General features: G+C 54.5%; 23 protein-coding genes. 5 read left to right on the forward strand and 18 right to left on the reverse strand.

Annotated features, from left to right (window positions below; translation table 11 throughout):
* Positions 1-78: 78 nt before the first annotated feature.
* The 4 genes from PLD04_01855 to PLD04_01870 form a co-directional block, all read right to left on the reverse strand.
* Positions 79-3699, reverse strand: coding sequence for a proprotein convertase P-domain-containing protein (locus PLD04_01855; GenBank protein HXK67061.1), 3621 nt, complete (start codon positions 3697-3699; stop codon positions 79-81).
* A gap of 126 nt (positions 3700-3825) precedes the next feature.
* Positions 3826-4641 carry an N-formylglutamate amidohydrolase gene (locus PLD04_01860; GenBank protein ID HXK67062.1) on the reverse strand — a complete coding sequence of 272 codons (816 nt, stop codon included), beginning with the start codon at positions 4639-4641 and terminating at the stop codon, positions 3826-3828.
* Between the two features lies 1 nt (position 4642).
* Complete coding sequence (locus PLD04_01865) at positions 4643-5962, reverse strand: hypothetical protein (GenBank protein ID HXK67063.1); 1320 nt, start codon at positions 5960-5962, stop codon at positions 4643-4645.
* 199 nt (positions 5963-6161) lie between these two features.
* Positions 6162-7016 (reverse strand): GNAT family N-acetyltransferase, encoded by an 855-nt coding sequence (locus PLD04_01870; GenBank protein ID HXK67064.1) that lies wholly within the window; start codon positions 7014-7016, stop codon positions 6162-6164.
* Between the two features lie 138 nt (positions 7017-7154).
* Between PLD04_01870 and PLD04_01875 the strand changes: the two genes are divergently transcribed.
* The 4 genes from PLD04_01875 to PLD04_01890 all read left to right on the forward strand — a co-directional run bounded on the left by PLD04_01875 (position 7155) and on the right by PLD04_01890 (position 11716).
* Positions 7155-7325 (forward strand): SEC-C metal-binding domain-containing protein, encoded by a 171-nt coding sequence (locus PLD04_01875; GenBank protein ID HXK67065.1) that lies wholly within the window; start codon positions 7155-7157, stop codon positions 7323-7325.
* A gap of 325 nt (positions 7326-7650) precedes the next feature.
* Complete coding sequence (typA, locus tag PLD04_01880) at positions 7651-9459, forward strand: translational GTPase TypA (GenBank protein HXK67066.1); 1809 nt, start codon at positions 7651-7653, stop codon at positions 9457-9459.
* A gap of 53 nt (positions 9460-9512) precedes the next feature.
* Positions 9513-10115: a hypothetical protein gene (locus PLD04_01885; protein HXK67067.1), complete on the forward strand. Its 603-nt coding sequence runs from the start codon at positions 9513-9515 to the stop codon at positions 10113-10115.
* Positions 10116-10171: 56 nt separating this feature from the next.
* On the forward strand, positions 10172-11716 hold the full coding sequence (locus PLD04_01890) for a glycosyltransferase family 39 protein (protein HXK67068.1): 1545 nt from the start codon (positions 10172-10174) through the stop codon (positions 11714-11716).
* On the opposite strand, the gene PLD04_01895 is transcribed toward PLD04_01890, so the two are convergent.
* The 12 genes from PLD04_01895 to PLD04_01950 all read right to left on the reverse strand — a co-directional run bounded on the left by PLD04_01895 (position 11717) and on the right by PLD04_01950 (position 24958).
* Positions 11717-13267 carry a GNAT family N-acetyltransferase gene (locus tag PLD04_01895; protein ID HXK67069.1) on the reverse strand — a complete coding sequence of 517 codons (1551 nt, stop codon included), beginning with the start codon at positions 13265-13267 and terminating at the stop codon, positions 11717-11719.
* Positions 13264-14316 carry a D-alanine--D-alanine ligase gene (locus tag PLD04_01900; GenBank protein HXK67070.1) on the reverse strand — a complete coding sequence of 351 codons (1053 nt, stop codon included), beginning with the start codon at positions 14314-14316 and terminating at the stop codon, positions 13264-13266. The genes PLD04_01895 and PLD04_01900 overlap by 4 nt, the downstream gene beginning before the upstream one ends.
* The gene (locus PLD04_01905; GenBank protein HXK67071.1) at positions 14313-16061 is read right to left on the reverse strand and encodes a histone deacetylase family protein; all 1749 of its coding nucleotides are present in this window, start codon (positions 16059-16061) and stop codon (positions 14313-14315) included. The genes PLD04_01900 and PLD04_01905 overlap by 4 nt, the downstream gene beginning before the upstream one ends.
* A 26-nt stretch (positions 16062-16087) precedes the next feature.
* Entirely contained in the window at positions 16088-17422 is a 1335-nt protein-coding gene (locus PLD04_01910) for a KamA family radical SAM protein (protein ID HXK67072.1), read from the reverse strand.
* A 314-nt stretch (positions 17423-17736) separates the two neighbouring features.
* Positions 17737-18027 carry an acylphosphatase gene (locus tag PLD04_01915; GenBank protein HXK67073.1) on the reverse strand — a complete coding sequence of 97 codons (291 nt, stop codon included), beginning with the start codon at positions 18025-18027 and terminating at the stop codon, positions 17737-17739.
* Entirely contained in the window at positions 18014-18640 is a 627-nt protein-coding gene (gene purN / locus PLD04_01920) for a phosphoribosylglycinamide formyltransferase (protein HXK67074.1), read from the reverse strand. The genes PLD04_01915 and purN overlap by 14 nt, the downstream gene beginning before the upstream one ends.
* Positions 18615-19652, reverse strand: a complete 1038-nt coding sequence (gene purM, locus PLD04_01925; protein HXK67075.1) for a phosphoribosylformylglycinamidine cyclo-ligase — start codon at positions 19650-19652, stop codon at positions 18615-18617. Before purM ends, purN begins: the two co-directional genes overlap by 26 nt.
* A gap of 1 nt (position 19653) precedes the next feature.
* Positions 19654-21048 (reverse strand): amidophosphoribosyltransferase, encoded by a 1395-nt coding sequence (gene purF, locus PLD04_01930; GenBank protein ID HXK67076.1) that lies wholly within the window; start codon positions 21046-21048, stop codon positions 19654-19656.
* Positions 21049-23244, reverse strand: coding sequence for a phosphoribosylformylglycinamidine synthase subunit PurL (gene purL, locus PLD04_01935; GenBank protein ID HXK67077.1), 2196 nt, complete (start codon positions 23242-23244; stop codon positions 21049-21051).
* Positions 23241-23948, reverse strand: coding sequence for a phosphoribosylformylglycinamidine synthase subunit PurQ (purQ, locus tag PLD04_01940; GenBank protein ID HXK67078.1), 708 nt, complete (start codon positions 23946-23948; stop codon positions 23241-23243). The genes purL and purQ overlap by 4 nt, the downstream gene beginning before the upstream one ends.
* Positions 23945-24187, reverse strand: coding sequence for a phosphoribosylformylglycinamidine synthase subunit PurS (gene purS / locus PLD04_01945; protein HXK67079.1), 243 nt, complete (start codon positions 24185-24187; stop codon positions 23945-23947). The genes purQ and purS overlap by 4 nt, the downstream gene beginning before the upstream one ends.
* Positions 24188-24958, reverse strand: a complete 771-nt coding sequence (locus tag PLD04_01950; GenBank protein ID HXK67080.1) for an MBL fold metallo-hydrolase — start codon at positions 24956-24958, stop codon at positions 24188-24190.
* Positions 24959-25125: 167 nt separating this feature from the next.
* Between PLD04_01950 and PLD04_01955 the strand changes: the two genes are divergently transcribed.
* Positions 25126-25434: a hypothetical protein gene (locus PLD04_01955; protein ID HXK67081.1), complete on the forward strand. Its 309-nt coding sequence runs from the start codon at positions 25126-25128 to the stop codon at positions 25432-25434.
* A gap of 165 nt (positions 25435-25599) precedes the next feature.
* Here PLD04_01955 and PLD04_01960 read toward each other — a convergent pair whose 3' ends face one another.
* Positions 25600-25884 (reverse strand): ATP-binding protein, encoded by a 285-nt coding sequence (locus PLD04_01960; GenBank protein ID HXK67082.1) that lies wholly within the window; start codon positions 25882-25884, stop codon positions 25600-25602.
* Positions 25856-26294, reverse strand: a 439-nt coding sequence (locus PLD04_01965; protein HXK67083.1) for a sigma factor-like helix-turn-helix DNA-binding protein, incomplete at its 5' end; no start/stop codon positions are given. The genes PLD04_01965 and PLD04_01960, both read right to left, overlap by 29 nt.

The following is a 26294-nucleotide window of genomic DNA, read 5'->3' on the forward strand; positions in this document are numbered from 1 at the left end:
TAATGAATTCTGATATCTCAGTCAACGAATTCTGTGCTGATCTTCCTGCGAATCGTAAGTTTCGGAAGGTGTAGATCCTTAATGGTACGGGCACCACTGCGTCATGCCGCGTTCGGCCGGGATCGAGTCAAATCCGGCACTACCTTCCGTACCCGAAATTCCATTATCTGCAGTCACAAGGAAAAACCAGGCTCCTGTCTCCGTCGGAAGAGAGGGGTCCACGCCCGATGCAAGACGGTTACCGCCTGTAGAAAGGCCCGGATTTGCATTACAGATGGATTTCCCGTTTGAGCCGTTGGAGTCGAAAAGATTGGTAGCTGAATTTCGAGGATTGTTGGCGATGTAGATGTTGTAGTTGAGGGCTCCCACATCTCCGAATTCCAGATCGACCAGAGAACCGTTCTTCATGGCGTACAGAGGCGGATCGGCGGGAGGTGCCGAGACTTCGTCCACAGGGGATTCGGATGATGGAACGATGGGAATCAGGCACCATGTGTTCAGAGTACCCGTATCCGAACCAACACGATCACTGGCGTTCAGGGTCCATGTTCCGGATGCGGCCTGGCCGTCGAAGGCGCTGAGAGGGTTGTTGGGAGTATAGGGGCCTGTATCAATCGTGGGGGTTGACCCCTGGCAAACGTTTTCCACTGAACCGTTTGCGGCTTCGTCGTCCAGGTGCGTGTCGATGTTATCCCCGGAGCAACCATAGGTGGAGGCAGGGACGCCCGGTCGATCGAACACGGTCACCGAAGTGGTTGCAGATGGATTCGTAAGTCTAAAGATGACATCTCCCACCCAGGTGTGGGTCGCTGTGATCGTGATGTCCAGGTCCACAAGGTTCCCCGGAACAGAAAGAGACAATGTGGAGTTTGCTCCAGTCGTGTTATTGTCCGGGATCGCCATATTGGGGGAAGTACAAACCGGTGTACCTCCACCTACAAGGACGGTCCGGAATCGATAGGTGGAGGACGTTCTCGGATTGCAGCTGTTTTCCGCCGTGACCCGCCAGTAATATACGGTCCCCGATGTAAGGGATGAGGGAATCGCAATACTGGTCCCGGTAAGGGTTGTGGAATAGACAATGGAGGAGAAGTCAATCGTATCGGAGATTTCAAGCAGATAGCTGGTTGCCGAGCTGGATGATCCCCAGGACAGAGTTGGATTCAAAGACTGATCCACGGCTCCGTCGGATGGGGATGACAAAGAAAAAGCCCCGGGAGCCGCTTCCACACTGAGAGTGACCGGAAGATCCGCCGAATAGATCCCATCGTTTCCAGTGACGGTTGGTGTGTAGGTCCCGGCGGTGATGCCATCGAGACCGCTGATCGTAATAATCGTTGAACCGGGAGCTGTAACAGGATTGGTCTGGAACGAACAGGTTGCCCCCGCGGGACATCCTGTCAGGCCTAAAGTTACAGGTCCGGTAAAACGGAAATCATCGACATGGACCGTATAGGTCAGGGTCGGGGTCGTGCTCCCGCACACGGCATCACAGCCGTGATCCACCTGGAGAGCTCCGCAGGCGGGGAGAGTAAAACTGCCGATCCGGGTTCTCCAGCTTGTCGTGGCAGTGGACTGGTAATATTCACCGACATACCAGAACGTGCAGTCGTCCGCAGGATCGACTGTAAGGTTCGTGTAATCGCCCCAGCGGCCTGCAGAACCTGTCTGGGATCCATTCCCTGTCATCATCGTGACTTCGGACTGAAGCGTGCCCGGACAATCCGATGCGTACCGTGTGGCATACCGGATCGATGGAGAAACAGTGCTGGAGGTAACACTGTACCCGAGAGCCAGGTTGCCGTCTCTGTCCTGAGCCACGCTTCCCATGAAACGATTGGTGGTATCCGGGGCCTGGGTTCCCTGGTTCTCAAGGCTCCATGAACCTCCTGTTCGGGACAGCTCAAACCATCGGGGAGCCGCCCATTTGCCCGAACTGTTGACATTCACGGTCCAGGTACCCGCAAGGGACTCACGGGTGCCCAGGTTTCGGTAGGCCAGCCTCTGCATGGGCCACCAGGAGGCACTGTCGATGAGAACGGAAGTTCCGGGTTGAGGGAGACAGTTGCTGACAAAGAAACCGCAGACCGTCCAGTTAAAATCAGCAAATCCGTCGGAGGGAGTGATGGATTGGGATAGAGTGAAGGTCGAGCTTGCAGGGGTGCTCCAGTTTACGTCAAATTCATAGATCTCAATCCGATCTGTGGTCGGGTTATTGAAGTAAGGCTCCCCGCCGTCCTTGAGCGTGTAAAAGAGACCGGGAGAATTGGATGGAGGCAATGTGGCCCCATCAATATCCGCAGGCATAAGAAGGTTTGCGTAGCCCTGGAACGCCTGGGCCGAGCGGACGGTACCATTGGTCAGCATCCGTTCACGGTCCAGGGCGTATACGTCATACTGGTTCTGATATCCGCTGTTGGTTCCCATGAAATAGGCGTTGTTATTAGGATCGGGCCAGAGGCCGATCTTGAAGTAGTCCGGAAAGCGAAGGGTCGGAACGGCATATCGGTAATAGGCTCCAGTCGGATCACTGGTCTGGGAGATCGCGATGCAGACGTATTCATTGGTGGTTTCAAACTGACTTAAAAGCCAGCGGTCGGCAAACTGATCGTAAAGAAGGATCGGATCTCCATCGTCGGATCCCTGGCAGGGTGCCCCTGCACCGGAAAACAGGGTGCTGATCAGAGAAGGTCCGTACAGAAGGGTACCCGACTTGTTGTAGATCGCCAGATGCACGTTGATCATCTCAACATAGTGATTGGGGCCGACATACCCTGTCGTGTCCGGAGGGTAATATCCCGCGATGTTCGTCATTCCGTCAAAGGTCAGGTTGGCGGTCGGGGTTAAGAGATAGGGTTTTATCGGTTTTGACTGACTGGCCAGGGAATCGTTGATCTTCGGTGTGGCTGTACCAAAAAGGTTACCACGATCATCGTAAAGGGATCCATGGCGCACCGGGTTGATTTCTTCATCCGATTCTCCTCTGAAACCTGCCGCATCAGTCGCTGTTTCCATCGGCATGTCACGCAGAGGTATGGAGGGTGGAAGGGTGATCACGTCCAGCAGCATGGGGGATGTCTGGAAATCGGGAGCGGGTGAACTCATGGGGTCCGCTTCCATGGGAGGTTTGCTGTCATTTTCTGCCGGTCTCAGGATGGCTGCCTGAACAGCCGTCGCGGCGCCGGGAGTATCCCAGCCTTCCCACCGAGATGCGATATCATCGTTGGAGGATGGTTCCTTTTTCCCTTCGGGGCCGGCATGCAAAGCCGCTTCGCGACGGGTCCTTTCACTGTGACCTGCCGGATAAACCTTGATCCAGGGATCATAGGCAACTCCATCCAGAGTCACTCGCATATAAAGAGTGTGATGGTTCCGGAACACTTCGCTGAGGGAACCATCTGAAACAGGGCTTGTTGTATCTATTGAAAGGGAAAATTGACCGTCTTTAACTTCCACCTGCTCCTGCAGGGCTTCAAAGAGGACCGTGCCGGAAGATGGATCATGGAAAGACAGTTCTACGGGAAAAATCCCATTCAGGGGATGTCCTTCAGAATTCACTGCGTGGCCGGAATACCGAAACGGGAAAACGCTCTCCCCGGGATTCTCGCTTCCATGAAGTGGAAAAGAGAAAGTAAGAAAAATACTCGAGATGATGCCTGCAAAGACCGCACACCTGCTGAAAGCAAAGAAAGTACCCATACAATCTCCTTGTGAAAGAATCTCATTCTCACATCAGGTTTACAACAACGATTTTCGAAAATAATTCCCATTTACACGGGATTATTCGGATTTATAATCTGGATTTCAGGGAGTCCCTGGATCGATCTAGAGGTTTTCTAGAGTTTTGCTGAGTACGTACCACACCTTTTCATTCAGATACCGGATTCGATTTTCATCGATTTCCAGGGAATCTACCTGAAACCATGGGGGAGACAGGTACAGAGCCCGGCTCATCTCGATCTGGACAAAGGGGATGGGACCTCCCCCCACCCGCTGTGTGATGTACCCTCCGGAGAAAGGGACATTCATGCTCGCGATGGATGGAACGTCCAGTTCCACGTCCTCATGTTGAAAGGCGCGGGAAAACTCATCCGCCATAAAACGAAGCATATCCGGGGGGCAGGTAAGGCGTTTAAAGGGCGGTGCCTCGTGCCCATCGGCCCCTCCCAGGTTTCCCAGGCAGATCAGGGGCCGGGGTTCCCCGGCATTTGCCTCGATGGGGGGGGCGACGGCCGCCATACTGTGACAATCCACACCCAGCTTGATGTCAGAGCGGGACATGGCTTTGTCGAGCCGGGCGTGGTAGGGAAAATAGTACCGCTCCAAAAGTATCTTTTTCAGAGCCTCGTCGGGAAGGGAGTCAGGCTGATAGACCTCAATGTTGTAACAGGTATGCGATTTAATTACGCCATCCGGATTGGCGGGAGCGATATCATCCGGTCTGCGGTTCAGATCCACTACGGCACGAAAATACTCCATCACCAGGTGCACTTCTACCCTGTCCGAAAAATCATAGATCCTTGAGGTGAAGGGATCTCCATCATGAAAAGCGTCTTTTGTTTTCAGCGCCCAGATATTTTTTATCTCTTCTGCAACCCTCCAGCCGCCATGGGGTACGGATACGAGAAGAGGAGCGTTCATGTCAGCAGCTTTCCCGGGGGCTTTCTGTTTCAAAGCAGGGAATGACCATGGCAATCTCTCCGGATTTAAACGATGTCAGCTTGTCCGTTGAAGCCCTTCCGAGAAAACCCCCGAGCTTTCCATCATAGATGTAGGGATTGATGTTATAGATACAGCGAACGGTCTTTACCTGATCGTCCTCAAAGTATTCCAGGTCGATCTCGGGGAGCTCAATCTTCTCCTGCACAATCCAGTCACCCCTCAGGGATTCATCCACGATGTCAGACCAGGGACCGGGTTTCACATCTTCTCCGATATACACGGCTGCGGAAGAATAGGCGTTGGCATGTTTTACCACCAGATGGTTCCGCTCTTTTATCAAGTAGGAACGGGCATCACATTCCGATCCGTCTTTCAGGATAATCCTGTCCTTGATTTTTTTCGTCCAGGGGATGATGGCACGGACAATCTCCAGATCCTCCTGCAGATGATCCGGAAATACGTCAGAATATTCCTCATCCTTGAAAAGGACCATGATATTTTTCGAATCGACACGTTTTGTACAGAATGGATTCACCACTGCAACGCTGGCGTGATCCCAGTCTACAGCCATCTGCCATGATTTATCCGCAAACTTTGGCAGCTCATCGGAGGTGAAACGCCGATAGATTAGATCAATTCTCTCACCCTCCGGCGAGAATGCCATTCCGGCCCGAATCTGGATTTTATTGGGGTCGATGACGTCGCATCGATGGCCCTTGTTTCGGATGTAATCCATCAGAATGTTGTACTCTCCCCGAATTCGATCGATTTCCGACTGCCATTGGGCCAGGTAAATCGTCAGGCTTTCTTTGGCCGGCAGATGAAAATATTCCGCCTGTACTGAATAGTAGGCCATCAGGGTGTTATATACGATCTCCATTCGTTCAACAGCATGGAAGTTGTCTGCGGTTAAGGACTTCAGGTACTCCTGCTCGAGAAAATAACTCTCCTCGTTTCCCCCGGGGATTTCCGTGTTGGATTCCACCATCCTGAATCCTTCTTTCGTGAGAAAGATGTCAATTCTTGCGGCGGCAAGATTTCTAGGATAGATATGTAGTGAATTCAGGAAATGCTCGAGATCGTGCGGATATTCAAGAACTTCTTGAATATTTTTACTTGTGGGGAATTTCTGAAAAACGAATTCAAGCAAATGTGCATACGCACGGGTGACGCGGTCCATTGAATTCCAGAAGACACGGTCAAATGAAAACGGAGTCAGACACAGCTTCGCTGTCCGTCGACCATGCGGATCCAGGACTTTGTTTACACGATTGGAATAAGTGCGGTAACTCTCATACATGGGATCTCCTTCCAGGGCTGATCTTTTCGATCACTTAGCATTATACACACTCATGCGAGAGCGACTTCAGTGCCCGGGGGTTAGAGTTAACCTTTCTTATCCGTCTTGATCACGCAGGGTGCCCGTTTTCAAAGGTGGAAAACGGGTTGCTTCATAGTGTCGTGATCCATACATGCATCATCGGATAGACACTCGGAAATTACCCCAGTTCGAAGGTGGTAATCCCGAAAATTTCATGCATAGGAAGCTCCGGCCTGAAGCCGTAATACATACGGGCACAGCCAAAGACTTCCTTCATTCCATGGTTTCTGGCAAGGACGAGAGCCTCCGGGTTGATCTCGGGAACATCCAGGAAGATGGGTTCGCCCGGGACTCTGGAAGAAAGAGTCTGAAAAAGTTTTTCCGCGATTACCGGGTTGTCCGCAAAGAGGGGACCGATTTTATATCCCAACCGGCAGGGGCGAAGAACAGCGTACCCGAAGAGAAAATCACCATCTAGAATCCCGACGGCGTGTCCGCCTTCGGGCCGGATCCAACGTTCAAGGAATTCTTTTCGTTTGGCCGGGAAATGGTTCTGGTCATACTGTTCAACCACGGGGAAAGAGACGTCAGTCAGGTCAATGATATCGGCAGAGCATGAGTGGGCATACCCCGATCCTTCAAAACGGAGACCTCGGTAGTGAAAGGTGAACCCTCCCTTTGCGTAGTAGGACTGCATCGTGAAGACACCATCCATCCCGATGATTTTGGGTTCCTTAAGACGGGAAAGGAGGTGATTCCTCCGCCAGTTCCAGAGGAGGTTTCCATATCCCTTTCCGCGGAAATCTGGTCGCATAATGAAGAATCCCATGAATCCAAACGTTCCCCCGTAGCTTATGATGGACCCTCCCCCAACCATCTCACCGTTGAATTCAGCAGTAACAAAACCATCCGGATCGACATCCCAGAAAATCTCCGCATCGTGGAGACCAGGGTTCCATCCCTCTTTTGCCGCCCATTCCACTAGAATATCGAATTCTGATCGCTGCATGGGGCGGATTGTGAGATCACTCATCGAAGGTATCGTGTTTCGTTCGGCATGGACGAACCTCTCCTGGAAATGTGCTGATGTTTATTATAAATTGACTTGTCCCTTGCGGAAAATGGGTTCTTCCCCCTTGACATTTGAGTTGCACTGTAATACTATATAGTCATGAAGTTTTTCAAGAGCATCTTTACCTCCGAAACGCCCCCCGCCGTCCTGCCCGGAAGGAACGAACCCTGCTGGTGCGGGAGCGGAAAGAAATACAAGCAATGTCATTACGAGCAGGACCAGCGGAGAGAGGCAATCGAACGCGCCCGCCGCTGTCGTGGCTTTACATGAGGGGTGTGATTTATCCCATCGGAGATGGGAAAACATCCAGATTATCAGTAAGAATCTTGAAGTAATCGTATTCAGTGAAAATCCAGCGTCTGAGTTTTCAGAAGACATGAACCGATTGACTGGACCTCCTCGAAGAGCCTGAAACTTTTCTTTATGGTATGATACGCGCCGCAATTGTAGGAGCCGGATCGCCGAAGTCGTCCCTGATGCCTTCCAGAGCAGTTGACTCTGCCTTGTCCCTATCACTCTCTACAACCAAAGGTGCGCAACCCTGCGTTCCTGTGCCAGCTGCAATTGTATGTCCCGGAGGTCACGCTTGAGTACTATGAAACAGATACGGAATATCGCAATTATTGCCCACGTCGATCATGGGAAAACGACGCTCGTCGACGCCATGCTGAGGCAAACGGGTGTATTTAAAGCGCACCAGCTTCTCACGGATCGTGTTATGGATTCGAATGACCTGGAGCGGGAAAAGGGAATTACCATCTTTTCAAAGAATGCATCCGTGATCTATGAAGGGTATAAGATCAATATCGTAGATACACCGGGCCATGCGGATTTTGGGGGAGAAGTCCAGCGGATCATGAAAATGGTGGATTCGGTGCTCCTGCTGGTGGATGCCTTTGAGGGCCCCATGCCCCAGACAAAATATGTTTTGAAAAAGTCATTGGAACTCGGGTTGAAACCTATCGTGGTCATCAATAAGATCGATCGGCCCAATTGCAGGCCGTACGATGTCCTGAACATGGTCTTTGATCTCTTTGTGGAATTGAATGCCTCAGAGGAGCAACTTGATTTTCCCACGATCTATACCTCGGCGAAGGCCGGCACGGCCACACTGGATCTGGATGTGGCAACCCATGATCTCAAGCCTCTCTTTGATGCGATTATCAAGTATGGAGAGGAGCCTTCAGGCGATCCCCTGAAGCCCTTTCAGATGCTGGTTTCCGCGATTGAGTACGATTCTTACCTGGGACGTCTGGGAACGGGGAAAATTCATCACGGTACCGTACAGCAGGGGATGACCATGGTTCGAATTGCCAGAAACGGTAGACAGAACCAGTTCAAGGTGACCCAGATTTTTTCCTTTGAAGGCTTGAAACGAAATGAGCTCAGGGAGGCACGGGCTGGTGATATCGTTTCCATTGCAGGTCAGGGGGATATCGATGTGGGTGAGACCATCACGGATCCTGAGTTTCCGGAGGCTCTCCCCGGAATCACCATCGATGAGCCGACAATTGCGATGACCTTTTCAGCCAATAATTCACCCTTCATGGGACAGGAAGGGAAATGGGTGACCTCCAACTACCTCTGGGAACGGTTGGAACGGGAGCGGCAGTCCAATGTGAGCCTTGTCATCACAAGGGGAGTAACATCCGATTCCTTCATCGTCAAGGGCAGGGGAGAGCTCCAGCTTGCGATCCTCATAGAAAACATGCGGCGGGAAGGGTATGAGTTCCAGGTGTCCAAGCCGAAAGTCATCTTTAAAGAAATCAGCGGGAAAAAGATGGAACCCATCGAACGGGCCATTGTTGACGTCGCCGACGAGTATATCGGGCCCGTGATCGAAAAGATGGGCATCCGGAAGGGAAAATTGATCAAGATGGATCAGGGGATTGCGGGTTATACCCGGTTGGAGTTTTCTGTTCCTTCCCGGGGACTGCTTGGATACCGGAGTGAGTTTTTAACGGACACCCGGGGAACGGGAATTCTGAACCAGTATTTTGAAGGCTATGACGACTACAAGGGAGATCTCCCGACGCGGAGCAGGGGTGTGCTGATCCAGATGGAACAGGGCGTCTCGGTCGCTTACGGCCTGGATAACCTCCAAGATCGCGGTGTCTTCTTTATCGGTCCCGGCGTCCAGGTGTACGAGGGAATGATCGTGGGTGAGAATAATAAGGATCAGGATCTTCCTCTCAATGTATGCAGAACCAAAAAGTTGACCAATATGCGCGCTTCAGGCTCGGACGATGCCGTCAAGCTTACTCCTCCGCGGCAGTTCAGCATCGAGCAGGCTCTGGAGTACATCGCGGATGACGAGCTGATTGAAATCACCCCCAAAAATATCAGGTTGAGGAAAATGATTCTGAATGCCAATGACCGGAAACGGGCGATGAAGGCTTCCTGATAGATCGTTGTTGCTGTTTGTAAATCCATATTATCGAATACAATAGGGAGATCATGATAGGCTACTTTCTATCGGCTTTCCCTTTTTTCGCATTGTCCCTCTTTTTCCTCATAACCTGGATTTCTCCCCTTTCCTTCGGGGAACAGGCGGTGAAATACGCCCTCTTTCTCATGCTTCTGGAATTTATCGTAGTCCACTCCGCCGGGTTCATGGGGTTCGTTGTTCTTTCCAGGACAACAAAGGTCCAGAAGATCATCCGTTTTCTGGGACTTGTTCTTTTTTACTCTCTCTTTGCCGGTGCCTTTTCCCTTGCGTATGGAGATTGGTGGCCCCTGATCGCCTTCTGGTGCCTCTCCTTTAACCGAATCATGGTGGTCTTTACGGGTCCTTTAAGCGAGGAAGCAAAATCAAGAATGCAGATGGACTGGGTTCTGGGTGTCTTTCTTTACGTGGTTTTGGCCATTGTGACAACGTTACTTCCCATTCCCGCGCTGGGTGTTTCCGAGAGGGTTGTCGCAGCCCAGGGCTTTGAAATGTCAGGGGAATGGGTGGAGCATCCTCAGAGGGTTCTGGCTTTTGGATTTCTCTATTTTGGTCTCTTTGGGGCCGTGGAGCTCTTGCTTTCCCGACGCGCCGCGAAACCCGCGTCAGAGTAAGTAAATACAAGGATAATCCTGGTGTTTTCATCGATGTATTTGTGGTATATTTTGTTATGGCGAATTCATCCACTCCACAACTCATAAAAACCGATCTCACCGTTCCCGTCATTCTGGCCGGAATGAAATTTACGCTGCACCTGGCCGTCCTTCTTTGGGCCGGGTACGGACTCTTTCGGGACGAGCTCTATTATATTGTATCCACAGGACACCTGGACTTCGGGTATGTCGATCATCCCCCCCTTTCGATCCTTCTTCTGGCGGGGGTGGTGAAGCTTTTTGGAAACTCAATGATCGCAGTGCGCCTGCCCGCCGTTATTCTGGGAGCGATGACTGTGTTTTTTGTCTCCCTGACGGCCCGGGATATGGGCGGCCGCCGCTTTGCTCAGCTTGTGGCGGGGCTCTGCGCCTTCGTTTCCCTCTTTTATATTGCCGTCAGTTCGGTTTACTCGATGAATGCGATCGATCTCTTCCTCTGTTCCCTGATTGCATGGTGGACCGTCCGGTTGGTCCAGGATCCTACCCCTACCCGCTGGATGACCCTCGGGTTCCTGTTTGGTCTCGGTCTCCAGAACAAGATTGGGATGTTATGGGTTGGGGCCGGGCTCTTTGCAGGCTTCCTTCTTACTTCTCACCGAAAGCTCCTTAAATCCCCCTGGCCCTGGTTTGCCGGAATTCTGGCTTTTCTTCTGTTCACCCCCTATGTTCTCTGGAATCTTTCCCACGACATGGCTCACCTGGAATTTATCAGGGAGGCTACAACAGGAAAATATTCTGGATTGACGCGCCTTGATTTTCTTCTGGGGCAGAGTCCCACGCAGAATCCATCGACTCTTCCGTTCTGGATTGGCGGTCTAATCTGGCTCTTCCTGGCCCGGCGAGCACGAGCGTATCGATACATGGGAATTGTCTGGGTGACAGGAGCCCTTGTTCTCCTGGCCAAGGGTCACATGAAGCCAGAGTACCTGGCGGCTCTATACACCTTCATATTCCCCGCCGGGGGACTTGCGATGGAGGGAATCTTTACGGAGAAATGGAAAAAATGGAGATTTGTCCCCGTTATTGTTGTTCTTTCCGGCATGATTCTCTCCCCCATTACTCTTCCTGTCCTTCCGGTCAATACCTATATTGCCTGGGCCGATCGAATGGGGATTCAGCCCCATACGACCGAGACAAACGAACTGGCCGAGCTTCCCCAGTTCTATGCAGACCGCTTCGGCTGGGAACAAAAGGCGACCGATGTGGCCCGGGTGTATGAGCGATTGACCGAAGAAGAACGGCAGGCATGTGTGATCTATGGGACGAACTACGGCAGGGCCAGTGCCGTGAACTATTTTGGACATGAATATGAATTACCGCCGGCCATCTCCGGCCACAACTCCTACTGGATCTGGGGACCCGGAAAAAAGAATGCACGTGTTGTCATTGCCATGGGAGGGAACGAGGAAGGATATCGGGAATTATTCGGATCAGTGGAGCTGGCAGCTGTGTCCCGCTGCACCTATTGCATGCCCTACGAGAACAACATGCCTATTTATGTCCTGAAAGATCCGAAGATGTCCCTTCAGGAGATCTGGCCGCAGGCAAAACACTACCAGTAGCTAGAGAGCCTTGAGGTAGATGATCTTGTCATCTCCCGTATTGTAAAAGTCCTTCAACCTCGCGGCTTCCGTGTACCCGAGGCGGAGGTAAAACCCCTGGGTGGCCGCATAGAGGGGAAGACCGGAGGTCTCAATCACGGCAAGACGGCCGTTTCGGCGTTTAATATCTTCCTCAGCATGGCGCACCAGGAGCTTGCCGACTCCCCGTCCCTGCAGGGAAGGGTCGACCGCGATCCAGTAGATATCCCAGGTTCCTACCGTGCAGGCTGTGGCTCCATAGCAGATCCAGCCCACGGGTCTGCCGTCCATCTCGGCTGTGAAAGAGATGTACCCCATTTCGGGGTTGTGGACGGCTTCATCCACGACTTCTCCCGCAGTGGCAACTTCCTCGGGTCGGAAAAAGGCGGTGTCCCGTACCAGACCGACAATGGCTTCCCGGTCCTGGTTCAGGGTTGGACGAATCGATACCGTGCCGGGCTCAACCTGGGAGGATGTAGGGGTGAATTTCAGTTCCGGCTCTTCGTGAAACCCTTCCATTCGGATACGCATATTGTCCAGGAGAATCTGAACAAATCGTGCATAGGGTTGGCCGGCCGCCGCAAGGGCGGCTGAAAAGCCGGCATCGGGAGAAATGTCGGGATTGGCGTTAACCTCCAGAATATGAAGTTCACCATTTTTTCCCATGCGGAAATCGACACGTGCATAATCCCGGCAGTGGGTCACCCGAAAGGCCGCCATGGCCAGGGCACGAATCCTGTTGGCGGTCTCCTCCTCGAGGGGAGCTGGGATCACCCTGGGCGTGTTGTTGTACTCAAAGGAATCGGACTTCCACTTTGCGGCATAATCGACAATTCTCGGCTTGTCCCTGGGAAAGGCCGAAAAGTCGATCTCCGCCAGAGGGAGGACTTCAATGTGGCCGTCCGTCTGTAAGACGGAGACGTTGAGTTCTCTCGATCCCACCAGGGCTTCCACAATTACCGGATGACCGAATCGATTGTGCAGGTTTCGTACGGTTTCCCACAGTGCATCGGAGGAACCGTTAAATATGGAAGACGTGCCATCAAGACCTTCGCTGGCATCGACGCAATCGGGTTTAACGATCAGCTTTCCCCGGGGCAGGTTGACACTTACGGGCAGGGACGTTCCAGGAGGAATCGTAATTCCCCGTGGAACGGGAAGCCCGGCGGCGAAGAGGACCGCCTTGGTCCATGTTTTGTTAAGCGTGAGATCAAGGGTAAGACTTGAATTACCGCTGCAGCCCTTGCCGAAGGCTTCACAGATGTCGGGAACCCGGGCCGCCAGGGCTGCACTGCCCTTGAGTGACTCAACCAGGTTGATCACCCTGGGTTCGGGGGCCTGGGCCATGAGGTTTGTCAGCTCGGTAAGGTCCTGGACCGCCAGAATTCGAAAGGGGATACCGAGAAGGTTGAGCGCCTCCTCAACGGCATGGACCTGGTCCATGACTCCCGATTCACTTTCCACACATCCGCCCACGCTCTCTCCGGGAGTGTTGTGCAGGATGAGAATCCGGGGGGCCGCCGGGGTACTCACAGCGTAGCTCCGGAAGACGGAGTCTGATCCGTGAGTCCTGCAAGGCGGGGTTCGGTGAGACGACCGGGTGCACAACGCTCTGAGGCACTTTCGATGATGCGTCGGATCAGTTCGGGATAGGAGACTCCCTCCCATCCTGCAATCATGGGCAGATCAGAGTGTCCGGGCATGAGGCCGGCCAGGGGATTCACCTCAATAAAGCTGGGTTTTCCCAGCCTGTCGAGCCTGAGATCCACACGGCCGGCATCTCTGCACTCGAGGACCCGGTAAGCTGCCAGGGCCAGAGCCTGAAGGTCATCCTTAAGGGGACCGTCCTCGAGACGGGTATATCGGACCAGTTCGTCGCAATTTTCCTTGGTTTCGTAGGAATAGATTCCCCGGTTTTCAGGATTAAGAATCGTCACTTCCATCGTACCCAGGGCAAGGGCACGGTTTCCGGTCCCCAGCACGGCCGTGGTGAACTCCCTGCCGGGCAGAAATTCCTCCACGAGAATGGGGGCCAGGGAACGATCCAGGAGTTCAAGGCAGAGAGCCCTGTAATCCTCTGGAGTATCCACTCGCGAACGTGAATCAATCCCCTTTCCGGTCCCTTCTTCATTGGGCTTCACGAAAAGGGGATAGAGGAGGTTGTGATCTTCCAACTCGTTCCAGGAACTGCCGACAATGTGCCGGGGTGTGTTCAGGCCTGCGGCAGCCACCACTCTCTTGGCGAATGCTTTATCCAGGGTGAGGGCACAGATTAGAGGATCGGCAAAGGTGTAGGGGATACCGTAGGCTTCCAGGATCGCAGGTACCTGGGCTTCCCGGCATCGGCCGCCAATTCCTTCGGCAATGTTAAAGACCAGGTCCCAGGTACGTCCCTCGGCAAGGGCACGAACGAGGTTACGAACATGGCCGATCCGCTCTACCTCGTACCCGAGGTCAAGAAGGGTTCCATGAAGAGCTTCGAGCGTGCGATCGGAATCGAATTCAGCCACGGCTTCCTCTGTGAAGCCCATGGCGAGGTAGTCCGAGCGCAGGTCATAGGTGATGCCGATCTGATGGATCATGAGGTGATCTCCCGGGCGCTGAGCCCCTGTGTAATGCCGGTGAAGAGTCGGGTGATTCCGCGACGTAGATTGCGAAGCGTATACCCGCCTTCCTGGACAATCAGGATGGGAAGGTACATGGAAGCAAGACGTTTTCCGATGGTTGCCATCACATCGGGGCCAAGAAGGAAGGATCCCGTCGGATCTCCCCGCAAAATGTCAAACCCGAGGCAGAGAACCAGAAAGGATGGCTTGAAGTCCTGAATCATGCCGAGAGCACGGGAAAAAGCTTCCATATACCTGGTTTCGTCGGCGTCTTCAGGAAGGGGAAAGTTCCGATTAAAGCCGCGGCCGTCCCCCTCTCCGATTTCATCGGCAAAGCCGCTGAAGTAGGGGTAGGCATAGTTTGGGTGGCCGTGAATCGACAGCGTGAGCACGTCCCTGCGTGTGTAGAAAATGTCCTGCTGGCCATTCCCGTGATGAAAATCGATATCGAGGATGGCGACACGGCCCTCCTTCGAAAGACGGTTTGCGGCAAGAGCTGCGTTGCTGAAATAGCAGAAGCCTCCAAAAAGCCTTCGTTCCGCATGGTGTCCGGGCGGGCGGCAGAGAGCATAGACAATCCGGCGACCTGACAGGAGTTCTTCAGCGGCGGTCATGGCGACGTCCACGGCGGATCTTGCGGCGTTATAGGCCTTGACATCCAGGGGCGTGAAGGTGTCAAAACAGTAATACCCGGCGCGAAGGGCCAGCTCCTTCGGGCGGCGCTCGGGTCGCCGCACGGGAAAGACATACGGGTAGACGGGAGGACCGTCCTTGATCGTAGCGCAGGCCGCCTTGAGATATGAGACAAAGTTCGTGTCGTGGACGGTTCGGAGGACATCTCCTCCAAAGTGGCGAACCGGCACGGTGTCTGCAATCTTCATGCGTGAAACCGCGTCCACCAGGGTGTCCACTCGAGCGGGGCGTTCCACGTACCCCCTCTCGTGGAGGTGGTGGATTCGATGGTTGTCCGAGTAGACCATTGCAATCGATTTCTGCAGGCTCACCGGGAGCAGAACAGGAGCTTCGTGATTGGGCGTCAGGTACCGGGCATCCCGGAAGCGTACGGGATCGTCGATGAAGGATTCGACAACGCGTTCGATGTAGTCCTGTCCGACGAGATCATAGTACTTTCGGCGTAGAATTAATCGGACTGCGGCTCTCGCTTCCGAACGTTTTAAAGAGTTTTTTCGCCCCAGACCATCAAAGAGAAGCATGGGCGCGACAGGATCGTCTCCCACCGGGGTTTCATAATCGGTTCCGATGATGGGAAAGACGCCGTAGTGCTCATAAAATTTAAGTCGCTTCCGATTTTCCTTCAGCAGGGCCGGGTCCTGGATGACCTGAGGATCGTCCGGAAGGACTTCCATGAACAGGCCCCGGGATTTCAATTCCATGAGATACCTTCGCGTGGCTTCATAGAGCGCGCCTCCGACCCCGCCACCTCGTGTTCCCCGGCGCACCGCGATGAAATCCAGGAGGGAACTGTTGATTTCGGGAAAATGGAGAAAGAGGGAAAAACCCGAAACTGCACCGCCCCTGGACTCGGAGATCAGAAGGATCGATCGATATCCGAACTCGAAGGGGTTGCGGAGCATGTCAGGAATCCTGTCCGCGTAGTCCGCCACAGAAGGAAAGTGGGAGCGAAAGATGGTCTGAACCTGTTCCAACACCTGGCGGTTGGCATGCAGGACGTCGTCGTGAATCTGACGAATCGTGAACATGGGAACGGTGTCCCCTTATCCTGCGACTACTTCAGGCCGACGACGCGGGAGGTGCGGTGCTTGTTCGAGGATCGGCGGCGCATTCGTGCCGTCTTTTCCGGAACCAGTGAAGGGATTCTTCCCGTGGATAGATCCCAGACCGAAGGTACGGAAGGTGCGGAAATATCCTCCACCCTGGGCTCGATTCCCGGTTCGGGATAGGCGATCAGCATGCCTTCAAAGTTCCGAAGGACCGTGTGGGTCGGGCTCATGGAGACGATATAGTTCGGGTTGACGGGAATCTTGCCGCCTCCACCGGGAGCATCCACCACGAATGTGGGAATGGCCAGCCCGCTGATCCGCCCTCGCAAGTATTCCATGATCTCGATCCCCCTGGAAAGGGGAGTTCGAAAGTGTTCGGCACCGTGAACCAGGTCGCACTGGAAGATGTAATAAGGGCGTACCCGACCCCGGACCAGGGTCCGCATAAGGACCTCCATCACACGCGGATCGTCGTTGATCCCCTTGAGAAGAACTGTCTGGTTTCCCAGGGGAATACCGGCATCGACGAGGCGAGCGCAGGCTTCCGCAGAAGCCTGAGACCACTCCTGCGGATGGTTGAAATGTGTGTTCACCCATACAGGGTGGTATTTTTTCAACATCCTGCAAAGTCCCGGTGTGATTCGCATCGGAAGGGTGACCGGTGTGCGGGTCCCGATTCGGATTAAATCTATGGAGGGAACGGCCCGGATGGCCTGCAGTACACGCTCCAGCGTCGGAGTGGGCAGTGTGAAAGGATCGCCTCCCGAGAGGACCACATCGTGGATTTCCGGGTGGGATTTTAAATAGGATACCCACAGGTCAAGATGGATCAGCGTGTTCTGTCCTTCCCTGCGTCCCGCCACACGCTTTCGCGTGCAGTGCCGGCAATAAACAGCGCAGGTGGAAGTCGTAATGATCAGGGCCCGGTCGGGGTAACGGTGAACCAGTCCCGGAACGGGCATGTCATGATCCTCCTCCAGCGGGTCACTGTGCAGGAAGGCAGGATCAACCAGTTCGTCTCCCGAAGGCACGCTCATCCGGAAAACCGGGTCCCGTGGATTCAGTTCCCGGATCAGAGAGGCGTAGTAGGGTGTGATCGCCATGGCAAAGGTCCTGGACGCGGAGTCGATCTCATTCGCTCCCGGGAGGTCGGGGTAGTATCGAAGAAGCTCCTCGACCGTACGGATGCGGTTCCGCATTTGCCATCGCCAGTCATGCCATGGTGAAAAGGGATAGGTTGAACTGGGAGGTTGAGACTCCTTCGGGCCGTCGTCGGTCGACACAGCCTCTAAGGAGATAAGTGGAGGTTCGTCGTCTTTCGAGCTGGTTTCTTTTAGCATTTGGCAAATTCTCCTCCCAGTTTTTTCGTTTGTCAATAGGCACGATAGGGTGAATTCTTATTGTGGAAATCCTGCACAGGATCATGGCAGGCGAGCTGAAGGTTGAAATTTTATAAATATAAATATATGAGTTATTTGAGAATATTATAGTTTCGGGTTGCTCTGTTGTGGAAGTTGACCACCCCCAAGATCTTGGGGGTGAAACCTGTCTTCCATTTGCTATTCCGGATCAAAAAGAGACCGAAATTCAAGTTTCAGGGCCAGGTGGGATGAAAATAGGGGGATTTGCCAGTCAGGAAAAGGAATTTCCGGGCTCAGCGGTGGATCGAAAAGCTGTGAAACTCTCCCGTAGCCTTGCACCATTCCAGATCGATGTCCGTCACCTTCGCGTGAGGCTGGTCGTACCGGCAGCGATGGATCACTGCCAGGATGTCTTCCTTCCGTCCTTCAAAGAGAGCCTCCACGGTTCCGTCGGGAAGGTTCCGCACCCATCCGGTCAGGTGGGCGGAAACGGCATAAGCCTCCGTATGAGCCCGAAAGAAGACGCCCTGAACCCGGCCGTGAAAGACGCAGCATGCCCTGACCCTGGTTTCAGGTTCGGACAAATCGTCGTCCCTCCAGGGCCCAGTTGCCGTCCAGCACGATCTGGATGGCCTCGGCATAGGCCTTATGTTCCTGTTCCAGGATTCGGGCTGCCAGAGTGTCCACATCATCCGTGTCATACACCGGTACGACTTTCTGGAGAATAATGGGTCCCGTGTCGGTTCCTTCATCCACGAAGTGCACGGTGCATCCGGCGATTTTCACGCCATAGGCGTGCGCCTGTTCCTGGGCATGAATGCCCGGAAAGGAGGGGAGAAGGGCCGGGTGGATGTTGACGATGCGGTGGTGATATTTCGCGACAAAATCCGGGGAAAGGATCCGCATGTAGCCTGCGAGGACGATAAGATCGGGATTGACCTGATCGATTACTGCAGCGACCTGTTCCTCGTGTTCCCCGCGCTTCATTCCCGTGTGGGGAAGAACATGGACGGTATATCCGAAAGATTTCGCACTCTCGATTCCGGGTGCATCCGGTACGTTGGAAAGGACACCGACGATGTCGGCTTTCAGATCACCCTTCTGGATTGCATCATGAATAGCCAGAAAGTTACTGCCTCTTCCTGAAAGGAGGACGAAAAGAGTCCCCTGCTTATCCACGAAGGTTGTAGACGACATGACGGGATCCCTCGTGGATTGATCCGATAATGTTGAATGGGTGGCCATGGTCCTTGAGATAAGAACTGAAGTCGGACAGGTGGTCAGGCCCTACGATGGCAACCATTCCAATTCCCATATTGAATACCTGAAACATCTCTTCGGTGGCTACCTTGCCTTCCCGCTGAAAGAGATGGAAAATCTCGGGGATCTCCCATGATCCCACCTGGATGACACAGTCGCATCCTTTGGGAAGAATACGGGGAATATTATCAGTCAGACCGCCTCCGGTAATATGAGCGAGTCCCTTGACCCATCCCATTCTCACCGGATCCCGAAGGATCGACAAGTAGGAACGGTGGGATCGAAGAAGCTCTTCCGCCACGGTTGTACCAATGCCGGGCAGTCTGGAATCGACTTTCAATTTCATTTTCTCGAAGACAATCCTGCGGGCCAGAGAGTATCCGTTGGTGTGCAGTCCATTGCTGGGGAGGCCTACGGCCACGTCACCGGACGCAATCCCGGGACGGGGCAGGAGCTCGGAACGTTCTGCCGCGGCGACAATAAATCCTGCCAGATCAAAGACACCCTCGGTATAGAAGCCTGGCATTTCCGCAGTCTCCCCTCCGATGAGAGCCATGCCGTTTTCACGGCAGGCCGCTGCCAGGCCCTCCACCACTTCCACCATCCTGTCGGGGTCGAGACGGCCGGCGGCGTAGTAATCCAGGAAAAAGAGGGGTGTGAGGGCTCCCTGAACCAGGACATCGTTGACACAGTGGTTGACGAGGTCAACCCCGATCCCGGCGCATCGTCCTGCATCGATGGCAATACGGATCTTCGTGCCGACACCATCCGATGATGCGACAAAAACCGGTTCTTTAAACCGGTCGGATGGTATGGCAAAGCAGGATCCAAAGGCTCCCAGTTCCGTGAGAACCTGGTCATTGGCGGTACTCTTCAGGAGATCCTTGACCCGGCGAAGCGCCCGGTCCTGGGCGCTGATGTCGACACCGGCTTTCTTGTAGGCGTCCATATCAGGCTTTAATCTCCTTATCTTTCATCTCGTGCTCAAAGAGCGTGGCCTGTTTTTCTCCCTCAAATCCCACCGGATAGGCTCCGTCCCAGCAGGCCGTGCAATAGGTATTTTCCCCGCCAATGGCCTCCAGCATGCCATCCAGGGAGAGGTAACCCAGGGAGTCCGCCTCAATGAAATGGCAAATTTCCTCGACGGTCGCTGCATGGGCGATCAGTTCCTCCGACTTGGGAGTGTCGATTCCATAGAAACAGGAGAAGCGGATGGGTGGGCAGGAAATCCTCACGTGGACTTCCCGGGCCCCTGCGTCACGAATCATGTTGACGATCTGATTCATGGTCGTTCCGCGCACGATGGAGTCATCGATCAGAACCACACGCTTTCCCCGGAGGAGATGCTCCACCGGGGCAAGCTTCCGGTAGACGCCGACCCTCCGGGTCTTCTGGTCGGGTTCGATGAAGGTGCGACCGATATGGTGGGCCCGGATCAGACCAAACTCAAGGGGGATATTGGCACGTTCCGCGTACCCAAGAGCAGCGAAGACGCCGGAATCGGGAACGGGAACGACAATGTCCGCCTCGGCGGGTTGCTCTTCCGCAAGGCGATGGCCGAACTTTCTCCGGGTTGCCGCAACGGGATGCCCGGAATAGACACTGTCCGGACGGGAAAAATAGACGTGCTCGAAGATGCAGAATGTGACCCTCTGGCCGGTTTTCCACGGAATGATATGGAGGTTTTCACCTTCGGCAATGATCACTTCCCCCGGTTCGACTTCGCGAATCGTCTCCGCTCCGATCAGTCGAAAGGATGCGACTTCAGAGGCAAAACAGTACGCGCCGTCCTTCTTTCCCAGAAAGAGGGGACGGAATCCATTGGGGTCCCGCACACCCATGACACGTCCGGGAAGGAGGATCGTCAGGGTGTAGGCGCCTTCGACCCGGGAGAGAGCATCCAGAATGGCGTCTTCTATCTTTTTCTTTTTCGAGCGGGCAATGAGGTGCATGATGACTTCAGTATCCGAGTTTCCCGCGAAGATGGCGCCGCCGCCTACCAGCTGCTGGCGTAGCTGTTTTGCATTGACCAGGTTTCCGTTGTGCGCAATGGCGATCCGGCCCTTGGATGTCTGGGCCTTGATGGGCTGGGCATTGATGAGGGAACTGGAACCGGCGGTGGAGTAACGGACGTGACCAATGGCGGTATCCCCCGAAAATTCCATGATAGCCTTGGGCTTGAAGATGTCTGCCACGAGACCCATCCCGACCTTGACGTTGATCAGGCCGTCCTGGAATACGGCGAGCCCCGTACTCTCCTGGCCCCGGTGCTGAAGACCCTGCAGGGCCTGGCAGGTCAGGGTGACGGCGTCTTCATGGCCGGCAATGCCGAATACTCCGCACATTCAGACCTCCAAAATCTGGGGAAGAGTTTCCTCGTAAGCATCGATCAGATCCTGAAGAGACAGATCCACACCGGTTCCCTCAATAGTGAACCGATCTCCTCCGACCTTCCCCAGTTCCTGCACCGATACACCGTTTTGCGTAAAGTGGGTTTTGAGACGATCGGGGTCGTTTGAAATCACAAGGGCCGTCCCGCATCCTTCCCCAAAGAGGGTTCGAAGCGGATCTACCACCTGCGGGGAAAGAGTGATCCCTGTTCGATAAAAAGCTGCCAGCTCTGAAACAGCCGCGGCCAGACCTCCGGTGGAAATGTCGTGTGCGGCCTCGACCAGATCGAGAGAGAAGGCTTCCCGTATGGTATCGGCAGTTTTCCTGATTCCCGGAAGGTCTAGGCCGGGAATTCGTCCGGTAAGGCTTCCCTTCGTGTAGGCGTAGAGGCTGGCTGCGAGGCGGGTTTCCGCTTCACCGACAAGGAAGACCCTGGCGCCGGGTGTCAGGCTGTGGACGGGGAGGTGGTCCACACTGTCCACAACACCCACGACGGCTACCGTTGGTGTAGGCCAGATTGCTTCTCCCTCGGTTTCGTTGTAGAAGCTTACATTTCCCGAAACCACGGGAATTTCGAGTGCACGACAAGCCTCCGCCATTCCTTCGACGCTTTCGGCAAACTGATACATGATGTCGGGTTTCTCCGGGTTTCCAAAGTTGAGACAATCCGTGAGCCCCAGAGGTTTTGCTCCCACGCAGGCAAGGTTTAATGCTGCTTCGGCGACGGCATGGGCCGTTCCGTTTCGGGGATCGAGGTAGCAGTAAAGAGGATTAACGTCGCTTGTCATTGCCACCGCACGGTTTGTGCCGACGATTCGGATGACACCGGCTCCCAGTCCGGGAGTTACGGCCGTGTTAATGCGGACCATGTGATCGTATTGCCGCCAGATCCATCGCTTTGAGCAGAGGTTGGGAGATGCGATGAAGGAACGCAGCTCCTCTGACATGTCGGATGGCGGAGGAAGAATAAGATCCTCTTCCCCGGTAAGTTCATCCAGGTAGGCGGGCCGCACCGTGGGTCGGTTGTACACGGGGCTTTGCGTCGAGAGAGGCTCCGCAGGGATGGCCAGAACCTCCTGGCCCCTCCAGGTTGCCCGCACAACGCCGTCATCGGTGACAACAGCGACCACGGTGGCATCCAGACCCCAGTGAGCAAAGAGATCCAGAACCTCCTGCTCACGTCCCGATGTGGCTACGATCAACATGCGTTCCTGGCTTTCCGAGAGCATGATCTCGTAAGGATTCATTCCCTCTTCCCGCAGGGGCACGGCATCCAGGTTCAATCGCATACCCGTGCCGGCCCGTCCGCACATTTCGAAGGAAGATGAAGTGAGTCCGGCCGCGCCCATGTCCTGGATTCCAACGACGGCATCGCCCTGCATGAGCTGGAGACAGGCCTCCATGAGCAGCTTTTCGGTGAAGGGATCACCAACCTGGACATTGGGACGTTTGGCTTCGGAATCCTTGTCGAATTCCTCCGAGGCCATGGTGGCTCCGTGGATTCCGTCCCGTCCCGTTTTGGAGCCTACATAGATCACAGGGTTCCCCGCGCCGGATGCGTGGGCTCGAAAGATGGCGTCGTGGCGCACGACACCCAGGGCGAAGGCATTCACGAGGATATTCTTATCATAGGCGGGGAAAAAGGTGGTTTCTCCCCCGATCGTAGGAATGCCCATGCAGTTGCCGTAGCCGGCAATACCGCCAACCACGCCATCCACAAGAAAGCGCATTCGAGGTGCATCGATGTCCCCGAAGCGAAGAGAATCCATGCAGGCTATGCATCGGGCACCCATGGTGAAGACGTCCCGGAGGATCCCACCCACGCCCGTGGCCGCGCCCTGGTAAGGTTCGATAAAGGAAGGGTGGTTATGGCTTTCCATCTTGAAGGCCACGGCCCAGCCGTCGCCGATATCCACGATTCCCGCGTTTTCCCCCGGTCCCTGAAGAACCCAGGGTGCCTCCGTCGGGAACTTGCGCAGGTGGACTTTGGAACTCTTATAGGAACAGTGCTCGGACCAGAGGACGGAGAAGATGCCAAGTTCCACCATGTTGGGAGTGCGGCCCAGGATCGATCGTGCCCGATCAAATTCTTCCGGCGTCAGGCCGTGGTCTCTGGCATCCTCCATCGTTGCCGGCGCCATGATATTCATTGATCACCTCTCAGGTGGTTCAGAAGGCTGTCAAATACTTTCCGTCCGTCTGTATTCCCCAGGACAGACTCACTGCACCGTTCGGGATGGGGCATGAGGCCCACGACGTTTCCTTCCCGGTTTCGTATTCCCGCGATGGAGTGAAGAGCCCCGTTAGGGTTGGCTTCGAAAGCGGTGTCCTCCCTGCGGCCATCTGGATGAACGTACCGAAAAACAATTTGACCGTTTGCTTCCAGCTCCTCAATGAGATCGGGCGGGGCAAAGTAGTTTCCCTCCATGTGGGCGATGGGTACGCGGATGACCTGGTTTCGGTCATACGCGGTCGTAAAGGGAGTCCCGGTCTGTTCAACCCGAAGATGGACATCCTGACAGAGGAACTTGAGATGGGCGTTCCTCAACATGGCTCCTGGGAGGAGGCCGGATTCCAGCAGAACCTGGAACCCGTTGCAGATGCCGATGACAGGAAATCCATTCCTGGCCATTCGGATTACCTCGTTCATGACAGGGGAAAATCGGGCGATGGCACCGGCCCTGAGGTAATCTCCGTGGGCAAATCCGCCGGGCATGACGATCGCGTCGTAGGATGAAAGATCTTCTTCCCTGTGCCAGATTCTCTGGGCCGGAAGGCCGATGACGTGATTCAGTACATGCTCGACGTCTTCGTCACAGTTGGAACCCGGAAAGGTAACGACGGCGACTTTCATGGAACGGGAGTAACCCTGGCGGTCTCGATGACGGTATTGGCCAGGAGCTTCTGGGCCAGGTCTTCTGCGATGGCCAGACCTTCAGTCTCATTGGCGGTGTCGATCTCCATCATGAAGACCTTCCCGGCCCGTACTCCATGGACCCGGTCATATCCAAGCGACTGGATGGCTTTCTGGATGGTCTTGCCCTGAGGATCCAGGACAACGTCTTTTAAAAACACCTCGACCTTGAACTTCATTCAAACCTCCAAGGGATAGGTGATGGAGTGCTGTGCGGCTACCTCCATCTTAACATGAGTCGCCCCTTCCGTCTTAAGGACTTCACGGGCGGAAAGGTCTGCCATCTCTGGCAGGTTGTTGTGTTCGCTCAGATGAGCGAGCACGAGGGATGTGAGCCTGCTGTGGATCAGTTCAGGAAGAAATTCCCGGACCTGCTGGTTGGAGAGATGTCCATGCCGGGAACGAATTCTCTGTTTGACGTCCCATGGATAGGGACCCTGGATGAGCATCTCCTCGTCGTGGTTGCTCTCAAGAATCAGGGTTGTGACACCCCGGAGAGAATGGAGGACGGAGGCGGGCATGGTTCCCATGTCCGTGGCGATACCGATGCTGGCACCTTTGTCTCCCTCAATCCGGAACCCGACAGGTTCGGCTGCGTCGTGGGGTACGGAAAATGGCGTTACACGGAGGCCATTGATCGCCATCGGTCCCTGAATGGATTGAAGGGTGGGATGTCCCAGCCCGGATGCCTCCAGGGCCTTCACCGTGCCCGGGCTGGCATAGGTCGGGATGGGTCTCCGCTTCTGAATCGTTCGCAGGGAGGATACATGGTCGCCATGTTCGTGGGTGATGAATATGGCAGCCAGATCTTCGAACTGGCAGCCGATCTCCAGCATCCGATGGGTGAGCCGGCGGTGGGAAAAGCCTGCATCGACCAGGATGAGAGTCTCCCCCTGGATCACAAGGTAAGCATTTCCCTTGCTTCCCGAACCGAGAACAGCAATTCGCATGATCGATGATTATCCCATATATTGGGTTGAAACGCCATAGGACCACAGAGTATTGAGTAGTGACCGACTTTCGGAATAGACAGGTACATGGATCGTATACAATAGGATCGGGTGCCGGGATGCCCTATCTCGATGGGTCCCGAAATTCTCCATGGAGGTGCTTCGTTATGGCCATCTTTCCGCTGATTGCGATTCTGTTCTGGGGTTCGATCTTCTTTTTCGGGTTTCGATCCGCCTTTGTCCAGGAAAAGGGTCCTCTCATTCAGCCGATGCGAACGGTTTTGAAATCCCTGGGAGATGCCGTGTGGATCCTGATCGGCATCCTCATCTGCGGTGTGATCCTGCTTGTTGTCCTTGACGTCGGGCAGATCGCGGCTCACAGAAGCCCTGTGGGCTTCTTCACCACCATGGCATTCTTCTGCCTCATCCCCGCCGACGCCCTCCTCGCCGCAAAGCTCTTCCTTCCGAAAGAATAAGGCAGTAGACAGTAGACGGTACCCTCCAGATCTTCGATCCTTCGGGCATCCATTCGGGACCTGTCAATCGGCGCGTAGTTTTACGAGATAGATTGGCGCGTATTTTTACGAGATGAGAGAAAAAGAAGAAGAGCGGGAGGGGGGTCTGTTGTTGGTGTTGTTTTTTCATGCTTGACCTCCTCGTAGGATGGCTTCCAGATCTTTCAGGCGGTAACTCCGTCCGTCGATGGACAGAATGTGGGATCGATGAAGAATGCGGTCCAGGATGGCCTTGGTGGCCATTTCGTCTCCCGCAAAGATCTGGACCCATTCCCGTACCGATCGGTTGCTGGTCAGGATGAGACTTCCCCGGACATAGCGCGCCGAGATGAATTGAAAGAAGAGATGGGTCTCTCTCCTGTCCAGGCTCTGGTAGCCCAATTCATCCAGGATGACGAGGGCGTTTTTCATGTATCCCTGTCTCGTGAATGGGGTCCACCTTATAACTCAGCGTAAACCCGTGATGCGAAACAAGACGTCCATGCAGCAACGTGATCGCCGGTCTGCGCCGCTGTCCTGACGATTCAGACACCCATGTCGAAATAATTCCCTCGTAACGATATACGCCGGACATACGCTCTGTACGACGGTCTGTCGCTCCTGCTGCCAGACGTTTCAACCGATACCGGATCGCTCCTTCCGTCACTCCATAACGCTCCGCGATCTCCACGTTGCTCATCCCTCCCACTTGCTTTACCACCATGATCTCGCTATCCTTGCCTCTAAGGGGCCTTCGGGTCCTGGAACGGGGCATACCCACCTCATGACTCACGTTTGACAGTTCATCGAGGGTGACACCCCGAAAGTGCAATAACGACGGG

It is taken from the genome of Thermoanaerobaculia bacterium (genome assembly GCA_035593605.1).
Lineage (GTDB): Bacteria > Acidobacteriota > Thermoanaerobaculia > UBA2201 > DAOSWS01 > DAOSWS01.